This window comes from Virgisporangium ochraceum, assembly GCF_016863655.1.
GTDB classification, from domain to species: domain Bacteria; phylum Actinomycetota; class Actinomycetes; order Mycobacteriales; family Micromonosporaceae; genus Virgisporangium; species Virgisporangium ochraceum.
In genome coordinates this window covers 17,223-32,306 of the sequence record NZ_BOPH01000131.1, presented here as the reverse complement: position 1 = coordinate 32,306, position 15,084 = coordinate 17,223, and the positions used below count along the sequence as shown (strand labels likewise).

The following is a 15,084-nucleotide window of genomic DNA, read 5'->3' as shown; positions in this document are numbered from 1 at the left end:
TATCGAGGTCACCACCGCCGACCTGGTGCGCGATCTCGCCCGCCGGCGGCTCGGGTACGGCCGCGGCGCGCGGATGAGCTTCGAGCAGGACGAGATCGAGGTCATCGGCGGCCTGCGGCACGGCGTCACGCTGGGCAGCCCGGTCGCGGTGCGCATCGGCAACAGCGAGTGGCCGAAGTGGCAGACCGTGATGGCCGCCGACCCGGTCGACCCGGAGGAGCTGGCGAAGCAGGCGCGCAACGCGCCGCTCACCCGGCCCCGGCCCGGGCACGCCGACCTCGCCGGCATGCAGAAGTACGGCCACACCGACGCCCGGCCGATCCTCGAACGGGCCAGTGCCCGCGAGACCGCCGCCCGCGTGGCCGTCGGTGCGGTGGCGAAGGCGCTGCTCAAGCAGGCCCTCGGCGTCGACATCGTGTCGCACGTGGTCGAGCTTGGCAACGTGGCGGTCAAGGCCGGGCTGCAACCGCGTCCCGACGACTTCGACCGCATCGACGCCGACCCGCTGCGCTGCCTCGACCCCGAGGCGAGCGCGCGGATGGTCGCCGAGGTCGACGCCGCGAAGAAGGACGCCGACACGCTCGGCGGCATCGTCGAGGTGCTCGCGTACGGGGTGCCGCCGGGGCTGGGCAGCCACACCCAGTGGGACCGCAAGCTCGACGCGCGGCTGGCCACGGCGTTGATGTCGATCCAGGCGATCAAGGGCGTCGAGATCGGTGACGCGTTCACGCAGGCCCGGTCGCGCGGCTCGAAGGCGCACGACGAGATCATCCCGACGGCCGACGGCGTGAAGCGGGTCACCGACCGGGCCGGTGGCCTGGAGGGCGGCATCACCAGCGGCGAGCCGCTGCGGGTGAAGGCTGCGATGAAGCCGATCTCCAGCCTCAACCGGGCGCTGCAGACGGTCGACATCACCACCGGCGAGGCGGCCACCGCGATCAACCAGCGCTCCGACGTGTGCGCGGTGCCGGCCGCGGCCGTGGTCGCGGAGGCGATGGTGGCGCTGGTGCTGGCCGAGGCCGCCACGGAGAAGTTCGGCGGCGACTCGGTCGCCGAGATCCGCCGCAACGTCACGTCGTACCTCGACGCGCTGGTCATCCGGTGAGTCCCGCGGTCGTGCTGGTCGGCGTGATGGGTGCCGGCAAGTCGACGGTCGGCCAGCTGCTGGCCGAGCGCCTCGGGAAGCCGTTGCGCGACACCGACGACGACATCGTCGCCACCGCCGGGAAGCCGATCTCCGACATCTTCGTAGACGAGGGCGAGGACCACTTCCGCGCGCTCGAACGGGCGGCCGTCGCGAAGGCGCTCGACGAACACGACGGCGTGCTGGCGCTGGGCGGCGGCGCCATCCTCGCCCCCGAGACCCGTGAGCTGCTGAAAGGCCACCGGGTCGTGTACCTGGAGGTCGGGCTCGCCGACGCGGTCGGCCGCGTCGGGCTGGGCGTCGGGCGTCCCCTGCTCGCGATCAACCCGCGGGCCACGCTCAAGCACCTCATCGACCAGCGGCGTCCCCTCTACGCGGAGGTAGCGACGATCACCGTCGCGACCGACGGCCGCACCCCGGAAGACCTCGCGGAAGAGATCCTGAAGCAGCTGAAAACGGCTGATTTGTCGCCGAGAGAGGCGACGTGACCACCACCATCGAGGTCGCCGGCGACCACCCGTACCCGGTGCTCGTCGGCCGCGACCTGCTGCCGGAACTGCCGGCGCGGCTAGGAAAGGCCGCGCAGGTCGCCGTCATGTTCTCCGCGCCGCTCAAGGCCCACGCCGAGAAGGCGATGAGGGCCATCGAGGACAGCGGCCGCGCCGTGCTGCCCATCGAGGTGCCCGACGCCGAGGCCGGCAAGTCGATCACCGTCGCCGAGAAGGCGTGGGAGCAGCTCGGCAGGGCGAAGTTCACCCGCTCCGACGCCGTCGTGGGCGTCGGTGGGGGAGCGGTCACCGACCTCGCCGGGTTCGTCGCGGCCTGCTGGCTGCGCGGGGTCGCCGTGGTGCACGTCCCGACGAGCCTGCTCGGCATGGTCGACGCCGCCGTGGGTGGAAAGACCGGCGTCAACACCGCGGCCGGGAAGAACCTGGTGGGCGCGTTCCACCCGCCCGCGGCCGTCCTCTGCGACCTCGCGACCCTCGACACGCTCCCGGCGCGGGACCTCACCGCGGGGATGGCCGAGGTCGTGAAGTGCGGCTTCATCGCCGACCCCGTGATCCTCGACCTCATCGAGAGCGGCGGCGACCACATCCAGGAGCTGGTCGAGCGGGCGGTCGCGGTGAAGGCCCGGGTCGTCGGGGAGGACCTGCGCGAGGGCGGGCTGCGCGAGATCCTCAACTACGGACACACGCTCGGTCACGCGATCGAACGGTTCGAGGGCTACCGCTGGCGGCACGGCGACGCCGTGTCCGTCGGGCTGGTGTTCGCGGCGGCGCTCGGCGTCCGCACCGGTCGCTTGGACCCCGGAACGGCGGCCCGGCACCGCACCGTGCTCGAGTCGCTGGGCCTGCCGGTCGGCTACCGCCGCGACGCCTGGCCCGACCTGCTCGACGCGATGCGCGTCGACAAGAAGGCACGCGGCGCGCGGTTGCGCTTCGTCGTGCTCGACGGCCTGGCCAGGCCGTCGGTGATCGAGGGACCGGGAGACGACGAGCTGCGCGCCGTCTACGAGGAGGCGGTGGCCACATGAAGGTCTACGTGTTGAACGGGCCCAACCTGGGCCGGCTCGGTACCCGGCAGGTCGACGTGTACGGGGTCACGACGTACTCCGACCTCGTCGACGGCTGCGTCGAGCTGGGGAAGACGCTCGGCCTCGACGTCGAGGCGCGGCAGACCGACGCCGAGCACGAGATGATCGGCTGGCTGCACGACGCCGCCGACGAGGGTGCGGCGGTGGTGCTGAACCCGGGTGCCTGGTCGCACTACTCCTACGCGCTGCGTGACGCGTGCGCGTTGCTGCGGTGGCCGCTGGTCGAGGTGCACATCTCGAACATCCACGCCCGCGAGGAGTTCCGGCACCACTCGGTGGTGTCGGCGGTCGCCACCGGGGTGATCTGCGGCCTCGGGGTGGAGGGCTACCACCTGGCCCTGCGGTTCCTGGCGGCGCGGGCGACGATCGAGCCGGTCGACCACGCGGAGGCCCGGCAGGAAGCCCTCGAACAGGCCACATGAGCGAGCTTGCGAGCGAATCATCAACTCAGCGTGTCGCCGAAGGCGGCCGTCCGAGCGCAGCTCGGACGGCCGACTGAGTGTTCTCCGTGTAACGCCGGTACACTTGCCCGGGCTCGATCGAGCCTTCCTTCGCTCCCGCCGGAAAGAGACTGCATTCCCCCATGGCCACCACCAATGACCTGAAGAACGGCCTCGTGCTCAACCTCGACGGCGCGCTGTGGACCGTCGTGGAGTTCCAGCACGTCAAGCCAGGTAAGGGCGGGGCGTTCGTCCGCACCACGCTCAAGAACGTCCTCTCCGGCAAGGTCGTTGACAAGACCTTCAACGCCGGCACCAAGGTCGAGACCGCCACGGTCGACAAGCGCACGATGCAGTACCTGTACGCCGACGGCGACGACTTCGTGTTCATGGACCTCGACACGTTCGACCAGATCCCTGTGCCGGCCGCCACGGTGGGTGACGCCTCGAAGTACCTGCTGCCCGAGGCCGAGGCGATCGTGGCCACCCACGAGGGTGTGCCGCTGTACGTCGAGCTCGCCACGAGTGTCATGCTCGAGGTCACCTACACCGAGCCCGGCCTGCAGGGCGACCGGTCGACCGGCGGCACCAAGCCGGCCACGGTCGAGACCGGTGCCACGGTCAACGTGCCGCTGTTCATCACCACCGGTGAGAAGATCAAGGTCGACACCCGCGACGGTCGTTACCTCGGGCGTTCCTAATGCCCGAACCGGTCGGTGACGAGCACGACCACGACGAGGACACCTGGTTCACCTCCGACGCGAGCATGCCGGCCGGCAACGTGTCGGCCCGGCGCAAGGCCCGTAAGCGCGCGCTCGACGTGCTCTACCAGGCCGACCTGCGCGACGAGCCGATCCGCCGCACGCTGGAGAGCTACATCGGGCTGCTGCCGGAGCCGCGGCCCGAGCACCTGTCGTACACGGTGCGCCTGGTCGAGGGGGTGCTGGCCCACCTCGACCGGATCGACGAGGTGATCTCCTCCTACGCGGAGGGCTGGACGCTCGACCGCATGCCGGTGGTCGACCGCAACCTGGCCCGGATCGCGGTGTTCGAGCTGCTCTATGCCGACGACATCGATCCTCCGGTCGCGATCACCGAGGCGGTGGAGCTCGCCCGTTCCCTGTCGACGGACGACTCCCCGCGGTTCCTGAACGGCATCCTGGGCCGCATAGCGGAATACGCGGTTTAGCGGGCCTCGGTTCCCTCGGGGTGCGCGCGTACGGCACAATCGGGCGCGGTCAATTCATACGGCGTTAGCGGGGGAACGTGAACGCGCCAACCGACGAGCACGGCTACCAGCAGTGGCAGCCGCCGGTACCGGGTCCGGTGCTGGATCCAGCACAGCCGCAGCCCAGCGGCTTCCGGTACCTGTGGAACCACCCGGTGGTCATCGCCGGGGTCATGGGGCTGCTGCTCCTCATGGTCACCGCGATCTCGATCATCGCGATCAAGGCCGTCGGCAACGACTCCGGGCCGGGTGACAACACCGCCGACCCGCGTGACGAGCAGACGAACCAGCAGGCCAACCAGGTTCCGCCCGCCACCGGCGGCGCGACCGGGGGCACGCCACCGGCGAGCCAGCCGGCGGGCACCCCGTCGGCGAACAGCGCGCCGGCGGTGAACTCGACGAACGCCGTCTACCTGAACGGCAAGCTCAAGATGCAGTACTACGACTCCGGCATCGACCTCGACACGGCGAAGACGTCGGGCCTCGGCACGAACGAGAAGTACGACTTCGACGTCACCGAGACCGGGCTCACGGCGGTGAACCGGGCGCAGGCGGGCACGGGTGCCGCCGCCGGTGCGCCGACCCCGGCCGGGTGCACGGCCGCCTCGGTGAAGTGGGGCACCACCGCGCACATCAGCGTCCTGCTTCCGGGGGCGACCATCTGCGTCAAGACCAGCGACGACAGGCTCGGCGCGCTCACCGTGGCGAACCTCGACAAGAGCGACGACGGCCAGATGCGCACCCTGGAGGTCGACTACGTGATCTGGAAGAAACAGGGCGACGCGTAGCCCTCCCCACGGACATGTGAAAGGGCCATCCCCCGGCCGGGAATGGCCCTTTTCCGTGGCGGTCGGTCAGTTGGCGAAGAGAGACCGCGGGTCGGTCACCAGCACGCCGTGCTCGTTGAGCCGCTCCACCAGGCTGGAGGTCGACTCGTCGTACACGATCGCCAGCGACCGCAGGTCGTCAGCGCGGATCGAGAGCACGCGGCCGTTGTAGTCGCCGCGCTGCTGCTGGATCGCCCGGGCGTACCGGGCCACGTACTCGAGGGCCTCTCCGGCGACGTCGTACAGCTTCTCGAGGTCGAGCACGATCTTGCCGGCCGACTCGTGCCGGACCCCGCTGCCCTCGGGCAGCAGCTCCGCCACCGGCACCCGGTAGAACTCGGCCAGCTCCGCGAGCCGGGACACGGTGACGGCCCGGTCTCCACGCTCGTAGGAGCCGACGACGACGGCCTTCCACCGTCCCGCGGATTTTTCTTCGACGCCCTGAAGAGACAGCCCCTGCTGTTGCCGGATGGAACGGAGCCGGGCTCCAAGGGACTTGGCGTACTCAGACGGCATACGGACACTCCCAGTGACTGGTCCGAGGTGGTTCCCCGCGATCGCTACGGAGCGTGACCGTAACTGGGTTCTGACATGCGGTCAAGGGGTGTGACCTAACCGATCGGTAAGCGGCGGGTCACGAGGTACGGACGGGCTGGTTGGGTTGTTAGGCTGGCGGGCGTTTGGCGTCCTTTAACGACCCGTCCGGTGAGGCGGGGAAGGAGGTCCCTCCTTGGGCTACCCAGCGTCGCCCGTGCCCGCGGCCCATGCCGCCACGCAGGGTAAGACGATCCTTGAAGCGGGAGATATCGGTCGAATCATCGACAGAATCGCCCATCAGATCCTCGAAAAGACGTCCGGTGCCAGCGATGTCGCGCTGGTTGGTATACCAACCCGCGGTGTTCCGCTGGCCCGGAGGCTCGCGCAGCGGATCGCGACGTTCGAAGGCCTCGACGTTCCGGTCGGTGTGCTCGACATCACGTTGTACCGGGACGATCTTCGACTTCGCGGAGCGCGTGCGATCGGGCACACGGAGTTACCGCGCGGCGGCGTCGATGGTCGGCGGGTCATTCTCATCGACGACGTCCTCTACTCCGGCCGCACCGTGCGGGCCGCGCTCGACGCGCTGAAGGACCTCGGCCGGCCGCGCGCCGTGCAGCTCGCGGTGCTGGTCGACCGCGGCCACCGGGAGCTGCCGATCCGCGCCGACTACGTCGGCAAGAACATTCCGACCGCGCAGACCGAGCAGGTGAAGGTGCTGCTCGCCGAGACCGACGGCCGCGACGAGGTCCTGCTGAAGGGTGACACCGCGTGATCCAGCACCTGCTCTCCGCGTCCGATCTCGACGCGACCGCCGCGACCCTCATCCTCGACACCGCCACCGAGATGGCCGCGATGGCCGACCGCGACGTGAAGAAGCTGCCGACGCTGCGCGGTCGCACGGTCGTCAACCTCTTCTACGAGGACTCCACCCGCACCCGGATCTCGTTCGAGGCGGCCGCCAAGCGCCTCTCCGCCGACGTGATCAACTTTTCGGCGAAGGGGTCGAGCGTCTCCAAGGGCGAGAGCCTCAAGGACACCGCGCTGACGCTGCAGGCGATGGGCGCCGACGCGGTGGTGATCCGCCACCCGGCGTCGGGCGCGCCGCACCGGCTCGCGACCTGGATCGCCGGCTCGGTGCTCAACGCCGGCGATGGCACCCACGAGCACCCCACGCAGGCACTCCTCGACGCGTACACGCTGCGGTCTCGGCTGGGCGAGATCGCCGGCCGGCACGTGGTGATCGTCGGCGACGTGCTGCACAGCCGGGTGGCCCGGTCGAACGTCGTGCTGCTCGACACGCTCGGTGCCAAGGTCACGCTGGTCGCGCCGCCGACGCTGGTGCCGGTTGGCGCGGGCGCGTGGCCCGCCGATGTGAGCTTCGACCTCGACCGGGTCCTTCCGGACGCCGACGCGGTGATGATGCTGCGCGTGCAGAAGGAGCGCATGGGCGAGGCCTACTTCCCGTCCGCGCGGGAGTACTCCCGCCGGTACGGGCTCGACGGCCCGCGCATGCGCCGGCTGCCGGGCCACGCGATCGTCATGCACCCGGGTCCGATGAACCGCGGCATGGAGATCACGCCGGAAGTGGCCGACTCGGCCAGGTCCACGATCGTCGAGCAGGTCGCCAACGGTGTCGCCGTGCGGATGGCCGTCCTCTACCACCTCTTGGGAAGCGTGAAGTGACCAACTACCTGATCTCCGGCGTCCGGGTCCTCGACGGGGAACCGACCGACCTCCTGCTGATGGACGGCCGCGTCGCGGCGGTCGGCGACGAGGCACGCAGCGCTGTCAATGTCGAACGTATCGACGGCGACGGCCTCGTCGCGCTGCCCGGGCTCGTCGACCTCCACACCCATCTCCGGGAGCCGGGCCGGGAGGACGCCGAGACGGTGGCCACCGGGTCCCGCGCCGCCGCCCTCGGTGGCTATACGGCGGTGTGCGCGATGGCCAACACCGACCCGGTCGCCGACACCGCCGGCGTGGTCGAGCAGGTGTGGCGGCTCGGGCGCGAGGCCGGCCTGGTCGACGTGCGTCCGGTCGGCGCCGTGACCGTCGGGCTGGCCGGGGAGCGGCTGGCCGAGCTCGGCGCGATGGCCGACTCCGCGGCGGCCGTGCGGATCTTCTCCGACGACGGCCACTGCGTCTCCGACCCGCGGCTGATGCGCCGGGCGCTGGAGTACGTCAAGGCGTTCGACGGGGTGATCGCCCAGCACGCCGAGGAGCCGCGGCTCACCGTCGGCGCGCTGATGCACGAGGGCGAGACGTCGGCCCGCCTCGGGCTCACCGGCTGGCCGGCGGTCGCCGAGGAGGCGATCATCGCCCGCGACGCGTTGCTCGCCGGGCACGTGGGCGCCCGCCTGCACATCTGCCACGTCTCCACGGCCGGCAGCGTCGACATCATCCGCTGGGCGAAGCAGCGCGGCGTCCGCATCACCGCCGAGGTGACCCCGCACCACCTGCTGCTCACCGACGTGCGGGCCGAGTCGTACGACCCGGTGTTCAAGGTCAACCCGCCGCTGCGCACCGACGCCGACGTGCTCGCCCTGCGCGAGGCGTTGAAGGACGGCACCATCGACGCGGTCGCCACCGACCACGCCCCGCACGCCACCGAGGACAAGGAGTGCGAGTGGGCCTACGCCCGGCCCGGCATGCTCGGCCTGGAGACGGCCCTGTCGATCGTGCTCGAGGTCGGCGGCCTGACCTGGGACGAGGTCGCGGAGCGCATGTCGCGCACGCCGGCCCGCATCGCCGGCCTGGCCGACCACGGCGTCGACCCGGCACCGGGTGCGCCGGCCAACCTGACGCTGGTCGACCCGGCCGCCCGCTGGCAGGTCGACCCCGGCGCGCTGGCCAGCCGCAGCCGCAACACCCCGTTCGCGGGGATGACGCTGCCCGGCCGCGTCGTGGCGACGTTCCTCAACGGTGAACCGACGGTGCTCGACGGCAAGGTGATGAAATGACAGCCCTTCTGGTCCTCGAAGACGGAAGGACCTTCACGGGTGAGACGTACGGCGCGTCGGGCGAGACGTTCGGCGAGGCGGTCTTCAACACCGGGATGACCGGCTACCAGGAGACGCTCACCGACCCGTCCTACCACCGGCAGGTGGTCGTGATGACCGCGCCGCACATCGGCAACACCGGCGTCAACGGCGAGGACGACGAGTCCGGGCGGATCTGGGTCGCCGGGTACGTGGTGCGCGACCCCGCCCGGTCACCGTCGAACTGGCGCTCGACGGGCGGCCTGGCCGAGCGGCTCGCCGACGAGGGCATCGTCGGCATCTCCGGCATCGACACCCGGGCGCTGACCCGGCACCTGCGCGAACGCGGGGCGATGCGGGTCGGCATCTCCACCACGCTCGGCCGCGAGGACCTGCTGGCGCGGGTGCTCGAACAGCCGCCGATGGAGGGCTCCGACCTCGTCGGCGAGGTCACCACGACGGAGCCGTACACGGTCGCCGCCGAAGGCGGCCACCGGTTCACGGTCGCCGCCATCGACCTGGGGATCAAGCGGAACACGCCGCGACGGTTGGCCGCGCGCGGCGTCACCACGCACGTTCTCCCGGCGACCGCGACCATCGACGACATCAGCGCCTCCGGCGCCGACGCCGTCTTCCTCTCGAACGGTCCGGGCGACCCGGCCACCGCCGACCGCGCGGTCGCGCTGACGAGGCAGGTGCTGGAGCGCGGCATCCCGCTGTTCGGCATCTGCTTCGGCAACCAGATCCTCGGGCGGGCGCTCGGGTTCGGCACGTACAAGCTCAAGTACGGCCACCACGGGATCAACTCGCCGGTGCTCGACCGGGTCACCGGCAAGGTCGAGGTCACCGCGCACAACCACGGCTTCGCGGTAGACGCGCCGCTCGACGGAAGGGCCGACACGCCCTACGGCGCGGTCGAGGTGAGCCACGTCTGCCTGAACGACAACGTCGTCGAGGGCGTGCGGTGCCTGGAGAAGAAGGCGTTCTCCGTGCAGTACCACCCGGAGGCGGCGGCGGGTCCGCACGACGCCGACTACCTGTTCAACCGGTTCGTGGAGGTGATCGGTGCCTAAGCGGACCGACCTGAGGCACATCCTCGTCATCGGGTCCGGCCCGATCGTCATCGGCCAGGCCTGCGAGTTCGACTACTCCGGCACCCAGGCCTGCCGCGTGCTGCGCGCGGAGGGGCTGCGGGTGTCGCTGGTCAACTCCAACCCGGCCACGATCATGACGGACCCGGAGTTCGCCGACGCCACGTACGTCGAGCCGATCACGCCGGAGTTCGTCGAGCAGGTGATCGCGCGCGAGCGTCCCGACGCCCTGCTCGCGACGCTGGGCGGCCAGACGGCGCTGAACACGGCGGTGGCCCTGCACGAGGCCGGTGTGCTCGACAAGCACGGCGTGGAGCTGATCGGCGCGAACATCGACGCGATCCGCCGCGGCGAGGACCGGCAGCTGTTCAAGGAGATCGTGGCCAGGGCCGGGGGAGAGGTGCCGCGGAGCCGCGTCTGCCACTCCATGGACGAAGTGCGGGCGACGGTCGAAGACCTCGGCCTGCCGGTGGTGATCCGGCCGAGCTTCACCATGGGCGGGCTCGGCTCCGGCATGGCGCACACCGACGGGGACCTTGAGCGCATCGCCGGCGCCGGCCTCGCCGCCTCGCCGGTGACCGAGGTGCTCATCGAGGAGAGCGTGCTCGGCTGGAAGGAGTACGAGCTCGAGCTCATGCGCGACCGCAACGACAACGTCGTGGTCGTCTGCTCGATCGAGAACGTCGACGCGATGGGCGTGCACACCGGCGACTCGGTGACCGTCGCACCCGCGATGACGCTCACCGACCGCGAGTACCAGGCCATGCGCGACCTCGGCATCAAGGTGCTGCGCGAGGTCGGCGTCGACACCGGCGGCTGCAACATCCAGTTCGCGGTCGACCCGGCCACCGGGCGGCTCGTGGTCATCGAGATGAACCCGCGCGTGTCGCGGTCGTCGGCGCTGGCGTCGAAGGCCACCGGCTTCCCGATCGCGAAGATCGCCGCCAAGCTCGCGATCGGCTACACGCTCGACGAGATCCCCAACGACATCACGCTGTCGACGCCGGCGGCCTTCGAGCCGACGCTCGACTACGTCGTGGTGAAGATCCCGCGGTTCGCGTTCGAGAAGTTCCCGGCCGCCGACACCGAGCTGACCACCACGATGAAGTCGGTGGGCGAGGCGATGGCGCTGGGCCGCAACTTCACCGAGGCGCTCGGCAAGGCGATGCGCTCGATGGAGACGTCCGCGGCCGGGTTCTGGACCGCCCCGGACCCGTCCGGGGACCTCCTCGCCGCGCTGCGGACCCCGCACGACGGTCGCCTGTACACGGCCGAGGCGGCGCTGCGCGCCGGCGCCACCGTCGCCGAGGTCGCGGCCGCGTCCGGGTACGACCCGTGGTTCGTCGACGAGATCGCGGGGCTGGTCGAGCTGCGGGCGCAGGTCGAGGACGCGCCGGTGCTCGACCTGCCGCTGCTGCGCAGGGCCAAGCGGGCCGGCCTCTCCGACCGGCAGGTCGCCGCCCTGCGCCCCGAGCTGGCCGGCGAGGACGGCGTCCGCACGCTGCGGCACCGGATGGGCCTGCACCCGGTCTACAAGACCGTCGACACCTGCGCGGCGGAGTTCGCGGCGGCCACGCCGTACCACTACTCGTCGTACGACGAGGAGACCGAGGTCGCGCCCTCCGACCGTCCCAAGGTGCTGATCCTCGGGTCCGGACCGAACCGGATCGGGCAGGGCATCGAGTTCGACTACTCGTGCGTGCACGCGGTGCAGGCGCTGCGGGCGGTCGGCTACGAGACCGTCATGGTCAACTGCAACCCGGAGACGGTCTCGACCGACTACGACACCGCCGACCGCCTCTACTTCGAGCCGCTGACGTTCGAGGACGTGTACGAGGTCTACCTCGCCGAGCACACCTCGGGCCGGTCCGCCGGCGGCCCCGGCGTGGTCGGGGTGGTCGTGCAGCTCGGCGGACAGACGCCGCTCGGGCTGGCCCGGCGGCTGGCGAAGGCCGGCCTGCCGGTGGTCGGCACCTCGCCGGAGTCGATCCACTCGGCGGAGGACCGGGGCGCGTTCGGCAAGCTGCTCGCCTCGGCGCAGCTGCGGGCCCCCGCGCACGGCACCGCCACCAGCTACCCGGAGGCGAAGGCGATCGCCGACGAGATCGGCTACCCGGTGCTGGTGCGGCCGTCGTACGTGCTCGGCGGGCGCGGCATGGAGATCGTCTACGACGACGCCGTGCTGCGCGAGTACATCGGCCGGGCCACCGACATCTCGCCCGAGCACCCCGTGCTCGTCGACCGCTTCCTCGACGACGCCATCGAGATCGACGTCGACGCGCTCTGCGACGCCACCGGGGAGGTCTACCTCGGCGGCGTCATGGAGCACATCGAGGAGGCCGGCGTGCACTCCGGCGACTCGGCGTGCGCGCTGCCGCCGATGACGCTGTCGGCCGTGCACCTCACCGAGGTGCGCCGGTACACCGAGGCGATCGCGCGCGGCATCGGCGTGCGGGGGCTGCTGAACGTCCAGTACGCGCTCAAGGACGACACGCTCTACGTCCTGGAGGCCAACCCGCGGGCGTCGCGCACGGTGCCGTTCGTGTCGAAGGCGACGGCCGTTCCGCTGGCCAAGGCCGCCGCGCGCCTCATGCTGGGTGCCACGATCGGGGATCTCCGGGACGAGGGGATGCTGCCGCCCACCGGCGACGGGGGTTCCCCGTCGGCGCGGGCACCGCTGGCGGTGAAGGAGGCGGTGCTGCCGTTCAAGCGGTTCCGCACCCCCGCCGGCCGCGGCGTCGACAGCCTGCTCGGCCCGGAGATGAAGTCCACCGGCGAGGTCATGGGCATCGACCGGGCGTTCGGGCACGCGTTCGCCAAGAGCCAGGCCGCCGCGTACGGGTCGCTGCCCACGAGCGGGAAGATCCTGGTGACCGTCGCCAACCGCGACAAGCGCGGAATGATCTTCCCGGTCAAGCGGCTGGCCGACCTCGGGTTCACGATCGTGGCGACCACCGGTACCGGCGAGGTGCTGCGCCGCTACGGCGTGGAGTGCGAGATCGTGCCGAAGCACTACGAGCACGGCGGCGCCCGCAACGCCGTCGGGCTGATCGCGAGCGGGGAGATCGCGCTCGTGGTCAACACGCCGCAGGGCTCCGCCGGCCGTCAGGACGGCTACGAGATCCGCAGCGCCGCCGTGGCCGCCGACATCCCCTGCGTCACGACGATCCCCGGCGCCGCGGCCGCGGTGATGGGCATCGAGGCCCTGATCCGGGGCGAGATGCAGGTGCGTCCGCTGCAGGAGCTGCACGCCGCGCTCCGCGAGCCGGCCCCGTGAGCCTGTACGGGGCCGCCCGCCGGGTGATGTTCCGCCTCGACGCCGAGACGGCGCACGAGCGGACCCTGCGGGCGCTCTCGGCGGCCGCGCCGGTGCTCCGGCGGCGGACGGCACCCGCCCGGCCGACGACCGTGTTCGGGATCCGGTTCCCGAACCCGGTCGGGCTGGCCGCGGGCATGGACAAGAACGGGGTCGCGCTGCGGTCGTGGCCGGCGCTGGGGTTCGGGTTCGTCGAGGTCGGCACCGTCACCCTGCACGCCCAGCCGGGCAACCCGCGGCCGCGGCTGTTCCGGCTGCCGGTCACCGGGGCGATCGTCAACCGGATGGGCTTCAACAACGCCGGTGCCGCGGCCCTCGCCGCGCGGCTGGAGCGGCTGGGGCCGCTGCCGTACCCGCTGGGGATCAGCCTGGGCAAGAGCAAGGTGACGCCACTGGACGGGGCCGTCGACGACTACGTGGGCTCGCTCGACCTGGTGGAGCGGCACGGCGACTACTTCGCGGTCAACGTCAGCTCGCCGAACACGCCCGGCCTGCGGTCGCTGCAGGATCGGGCGTTCCTCGGCGACCTCCTGCGCGCCCTGCGGGAGCGCACCGGCAAACCGCTGCTGGTGAAGGTCGCCCCCGACCTCACCGACCCGGCGCTGGCCGAGCTGGTGGAGGTGGCCGGCGAGCACCGCGTCGACGGGATCATCGCGACCAACACCACAGTGTCCCGCGCCGGCGTCGCCGGCTCGGAGACGGCGCTCGCGACGGCGCAGGAGGGTGGCCTGTCCGGCCCGCCCGTGCACGATCGAGTGATTCAAATAGTGAAGTTCATCACCTCGGAGACCACGATTCCGGTGATCGGGGTGGGTGGCGTCGACTCGCCGGCCGCGGCGCGGCGGCTGGCCGACGCGGGCGCCAGCCTGGTGCAGCTCTACACCGGGCTGGTCTACCGGGGACCCGCGCTCGTGCGCGCCTGTGTGAAGGAGTGGGGATGAAGGAGTTCGGCGCGCGGCTGCGCGCGGCCATGGACGAGCACGGTCCGCTGTGCGTCGGGATCGACCCGCATCCGTCGCTGCTCCACGCGTGGGGGCTGACCGATGATGCCGCCGGCCTGCGGCGCTTCTCGGAAACGGTCGTATCTGCCCTAAGTGGGCGGGTTGCCGCAATCAAGCCTCAATCGGCATTTTTCGAGCGGCATGGCTCCGCGGGCGTCGCTGTCCTTGAGTCAACTATCCGACAGTTGCGACAGGCCGGGACTCTCGTGATCCTCGACATCAAGCGTGGCGATATCGGCTCCACAGCCGCCGCGTACGCGGACGCGTACCTCGATCCGACGTCCCCGCTGGCCGCCGACGCGGTCACCGCGAGCCCGTATCTGGGCTTCGGCTCGTTGCGTCCGATGATCGACACAGCCCTTGCCAATGGCGCCGGCGTGTTCGTTCTCGTGCGCACCTCGAACCCCGAGGGCGCGGCCGTCCAGCGGGCGGTCTCGCCGTTGGGCCGCACCGTGGCGCAAACGATTGTCGCCGAGATTGCGCAGGTCAATGCCGGTTTCGGCCCGATGGGCAGCGTCGGCGCGGTCGTGGGGGCGACCATCGGCGGTGACCCTACGGAGCCGTCGCTGGACCTCGCCGGCATGCGTGGACCGGTGCTCGCGCCGGGCCTGGGAGCGCAGGGCGCACGGCCCGGCGACCTCCGCGCGATCTTCGGCCCGGCGCTCCCATCGGTGCTCGGGGCGTACTCGCGAGAGATCCTCACGAGTGGACCGGAGATCGACGGTCTCCGAGCCGCCGCCGACGGGGCGGTCGCCGACCTACGTCACAATTTGTGATCTCGTTCCTGAGGATCATGGCGCGCCAACGTTGCCGAAAGCCGCCCGGAAGGCTAGTTTTCCCGGCGCCAGTAACACCCGTTTCAGTAGTCACAGGAGTGCACAGCTACCCGAGTGCACTCGGTGGGGGTCACACTGCACAAGAGCAC

At 71.2% G+C, this 15,084-nt stretch carries 15 protein-coding genes; 14 read left to right on the top strand and 1 reads right to left on the bottom strand.

All coding sequences use genetic code 11. The annotated features are described in order from the left end of the window. The first annotated feature begins 1 nt into the window (after position 1). From aroC to Voc01_RS45535, 7 genes are all read left to right on the top strand, one after another. Positions 2-1,105, top strand: a complete 1,104-nt coding sequence (gene aroC, locus Voc01_RS45565) for a chorismate synthase (protein ID WP_239160958.1) — start codon at positions 2-4, stop codon at positions 1,103-1,105. Next, positions 1,102-1,632 (top strand): shikimate kinase, encoded by a 531-nt coding sequence (locus Voc01_RS45560; RefSeq protein WP_203934013.1) that lies wholly within the window; start codon positions 1,102-1,104, stop codon positions 1,630-1,632. Before aroC ends, Voc01_RS45560 begins: the two co-directional genes overlap by 4 nt. After that, complete coding sequence (aroB, locus tag Voc01_RS45555; RefSeq protein WP_203934012.1) at positions 1,629-2,678, top strand: 3-dehydroquinate synthase; 1,050 nt, start codon at positions 1,629-1,631, stop codon at positions 2,676-2,678. The genes Voc01_RS45560 and aroB overlap by 4 nt, the downstream gene beginning before the upstream one ends. After that, positions 2,675-3,160 carry a type II 3-dehydroquinate dehydratase gene (aroQ, locus tag Voc01_RS45550; protein ID WP_203934011.1) on the top strand — a complete coding sequence of 162 codons (486 nt, stop codon included), beginning with the start codon at positions 2,675-2,677 and terminating at the stop codon, positions 3,158-3,160. The genes aroB and aroQ overlap by 4 nt, the downstream gene beginning before the upstream one ends. Positions 3,161-3,321: 161 nt before the next feature. Then, complete coding sequence (gene efp, locus Voc01_RS45545) at positions 3,322-3,879, top strand: elongation factor P (RefSeq protein WP_203934010.1); 558 nt, start codon at positions 3,322-3,324, stop codon at positions 3,877-3,879. Positions 3,880-3,959: 80 nt separating this feature from the next. Next, the gene (gene nusB / locus Voc01_RS45540; RefSeq protein ID WP_203934017.1) at positions 3,960-4,367 is read left to right on the top strand and encodes a transcription antitermination factor NusB; all 408 of its coding nucleotides are present in this window, start codon (positions 3,960-3,962) and stop codon (positions 4,365-4,367) included. A 77-nt stretch (positions 4,368-4,444) separates the two neighbouring features. Continuing rightward, a complete protein-coding gene (locus Voc01_RS45535; RefSeq protein ID WP_203934009.1) occupies positions 4,445-5,194 on the top strand; it encodes a hypothetical protein in 750 nt (249 codons plus the stop codon). A gap of 66 nt (positions 5,195-5,260) precedes the next feature. Here the strand turns inward: Voc01_RS45535 and bldD are convergent, their stop codons facing one another. Next, positions 5,261-5,749 carry a transcriptional regulator BldD gene (gene bldD / locus Voc01_RS45530; RefSeq protein WP_203934008.1) on the bottom strand — a complete coding sequence of 163 codons (489 nt, stop codon included), beginning with the start codon at positions 5,747-5,749 and terminating at the stop codon, positions 5,261-5,263. A gap of 214 nt (positions 5,750-5,963) precedes the next feature. Between bldD and pyrR the strand changes: the two genes are divergently transcribed. Genes pyrR through pyrF form a run of 7 tightly spaced genes read left to right on the top strand, consistent with a single transcriptional unit; the run spans position 5,964 to position 14,935 of the window. Beyond that, positions 5,964-6,545 carry a bifunctional pyr operon transcriptional regulator/uracil phosphoribosyltransferase PyrR gene (gene pyrR, locus Voc01_RS45525; protein ID WP_239160957.1) on the top strand — a complete coding sequence of 194 codons (582 nt, stop codon included), beginning with the start codon at positions 5,964-5,966 and terminating at the stop codon, positions 6,543-6,545. After that, a complete protein-coding gene (locus Voc01_RS45520) occupies positions 6,542-7,456 on the top strand; it encodes an aspartate carbamoyltransferase catalytic subunit (protein ID WP_203934007.1) in 915 nt (304 codons plus the stop codon). Before pyrR ends, Voc01_RS45520 begins: the two co-directional genes overlap by 4 nt. Continuing rightward, the gene (locus Voc01_RS45515) at positions 7,453-8,733 is read left to right on the top strand and encodes a dihydroorotase (protein ID WP_203934006.1); all 1,281 of its coding nucleotides are present in this window, start codon (positions 7,453-7,455) and stop codon (positions 8,731-8,733) included. The genes Voc01_RS45520 and Voc01_RS45515 overlap by 4 nt, the downstream gene beginning before the upstream one ends. After that, positions 8,730-9,824, top strand: coding sequence for a glutamine-hydrolyzing carbamoyl-phosphate synthase small subunit (gene carA, locus Voc01_RS45510; RefSeq protein WP_203934005.1), 1,095 nt, complete (start codon positions 8,730-8,732; stop codon positions 9,822-9,824). Before Voc01_RS45515 ends, carA begins: the two co-directional genes overlap by 4 nt. Continuing rightward, complete coding sequence (gene carB / locus Voc01_RS45505) at positions 9,817-13,119, top strand: carbamoyl-phosphate synthase large subunit (protein ID WP_203934004.1); 3,303 nt, start codon at positions 9,817-9,819, stop codon at positions 13,117-13,119. Before carA ends, carB begins: the two co-directional genes overlap by 8 nt. After that, the gene (locus tag Voc01_RS45500) at positions 13,116-14,099 is read left to right on the top strand and encodes a quinone-dependent dihydroorotate dehydrogenase (protein ID WP_203934003.1); all 984 of its coding nucleotides are present in this window, start codon (positions 13,116-13,118) and stop codon (positions 14,097-14,099) included. Before carB ends, Voc01_RS45500 begins: the two co-directional genes overlap by 4 nt. After that, on the top strand, positions 14,096-14,935 hold the full coding sequence (pyrF, locus tag Voc01_RS45495; RefSeq protein ID WP_203934002.1) for an orotidine-5'-phosphate decarboxylase: 840 nt from the start codon (positions 14,096-14,098) through the stop codon (positions 14,933-14,935). Before Voc01_RS45500 ends, pyrF begins: the two co-directional genes overlap by 4 nt. Positions 14,936-15,084 lie beyond the last annotated feature (149 nt).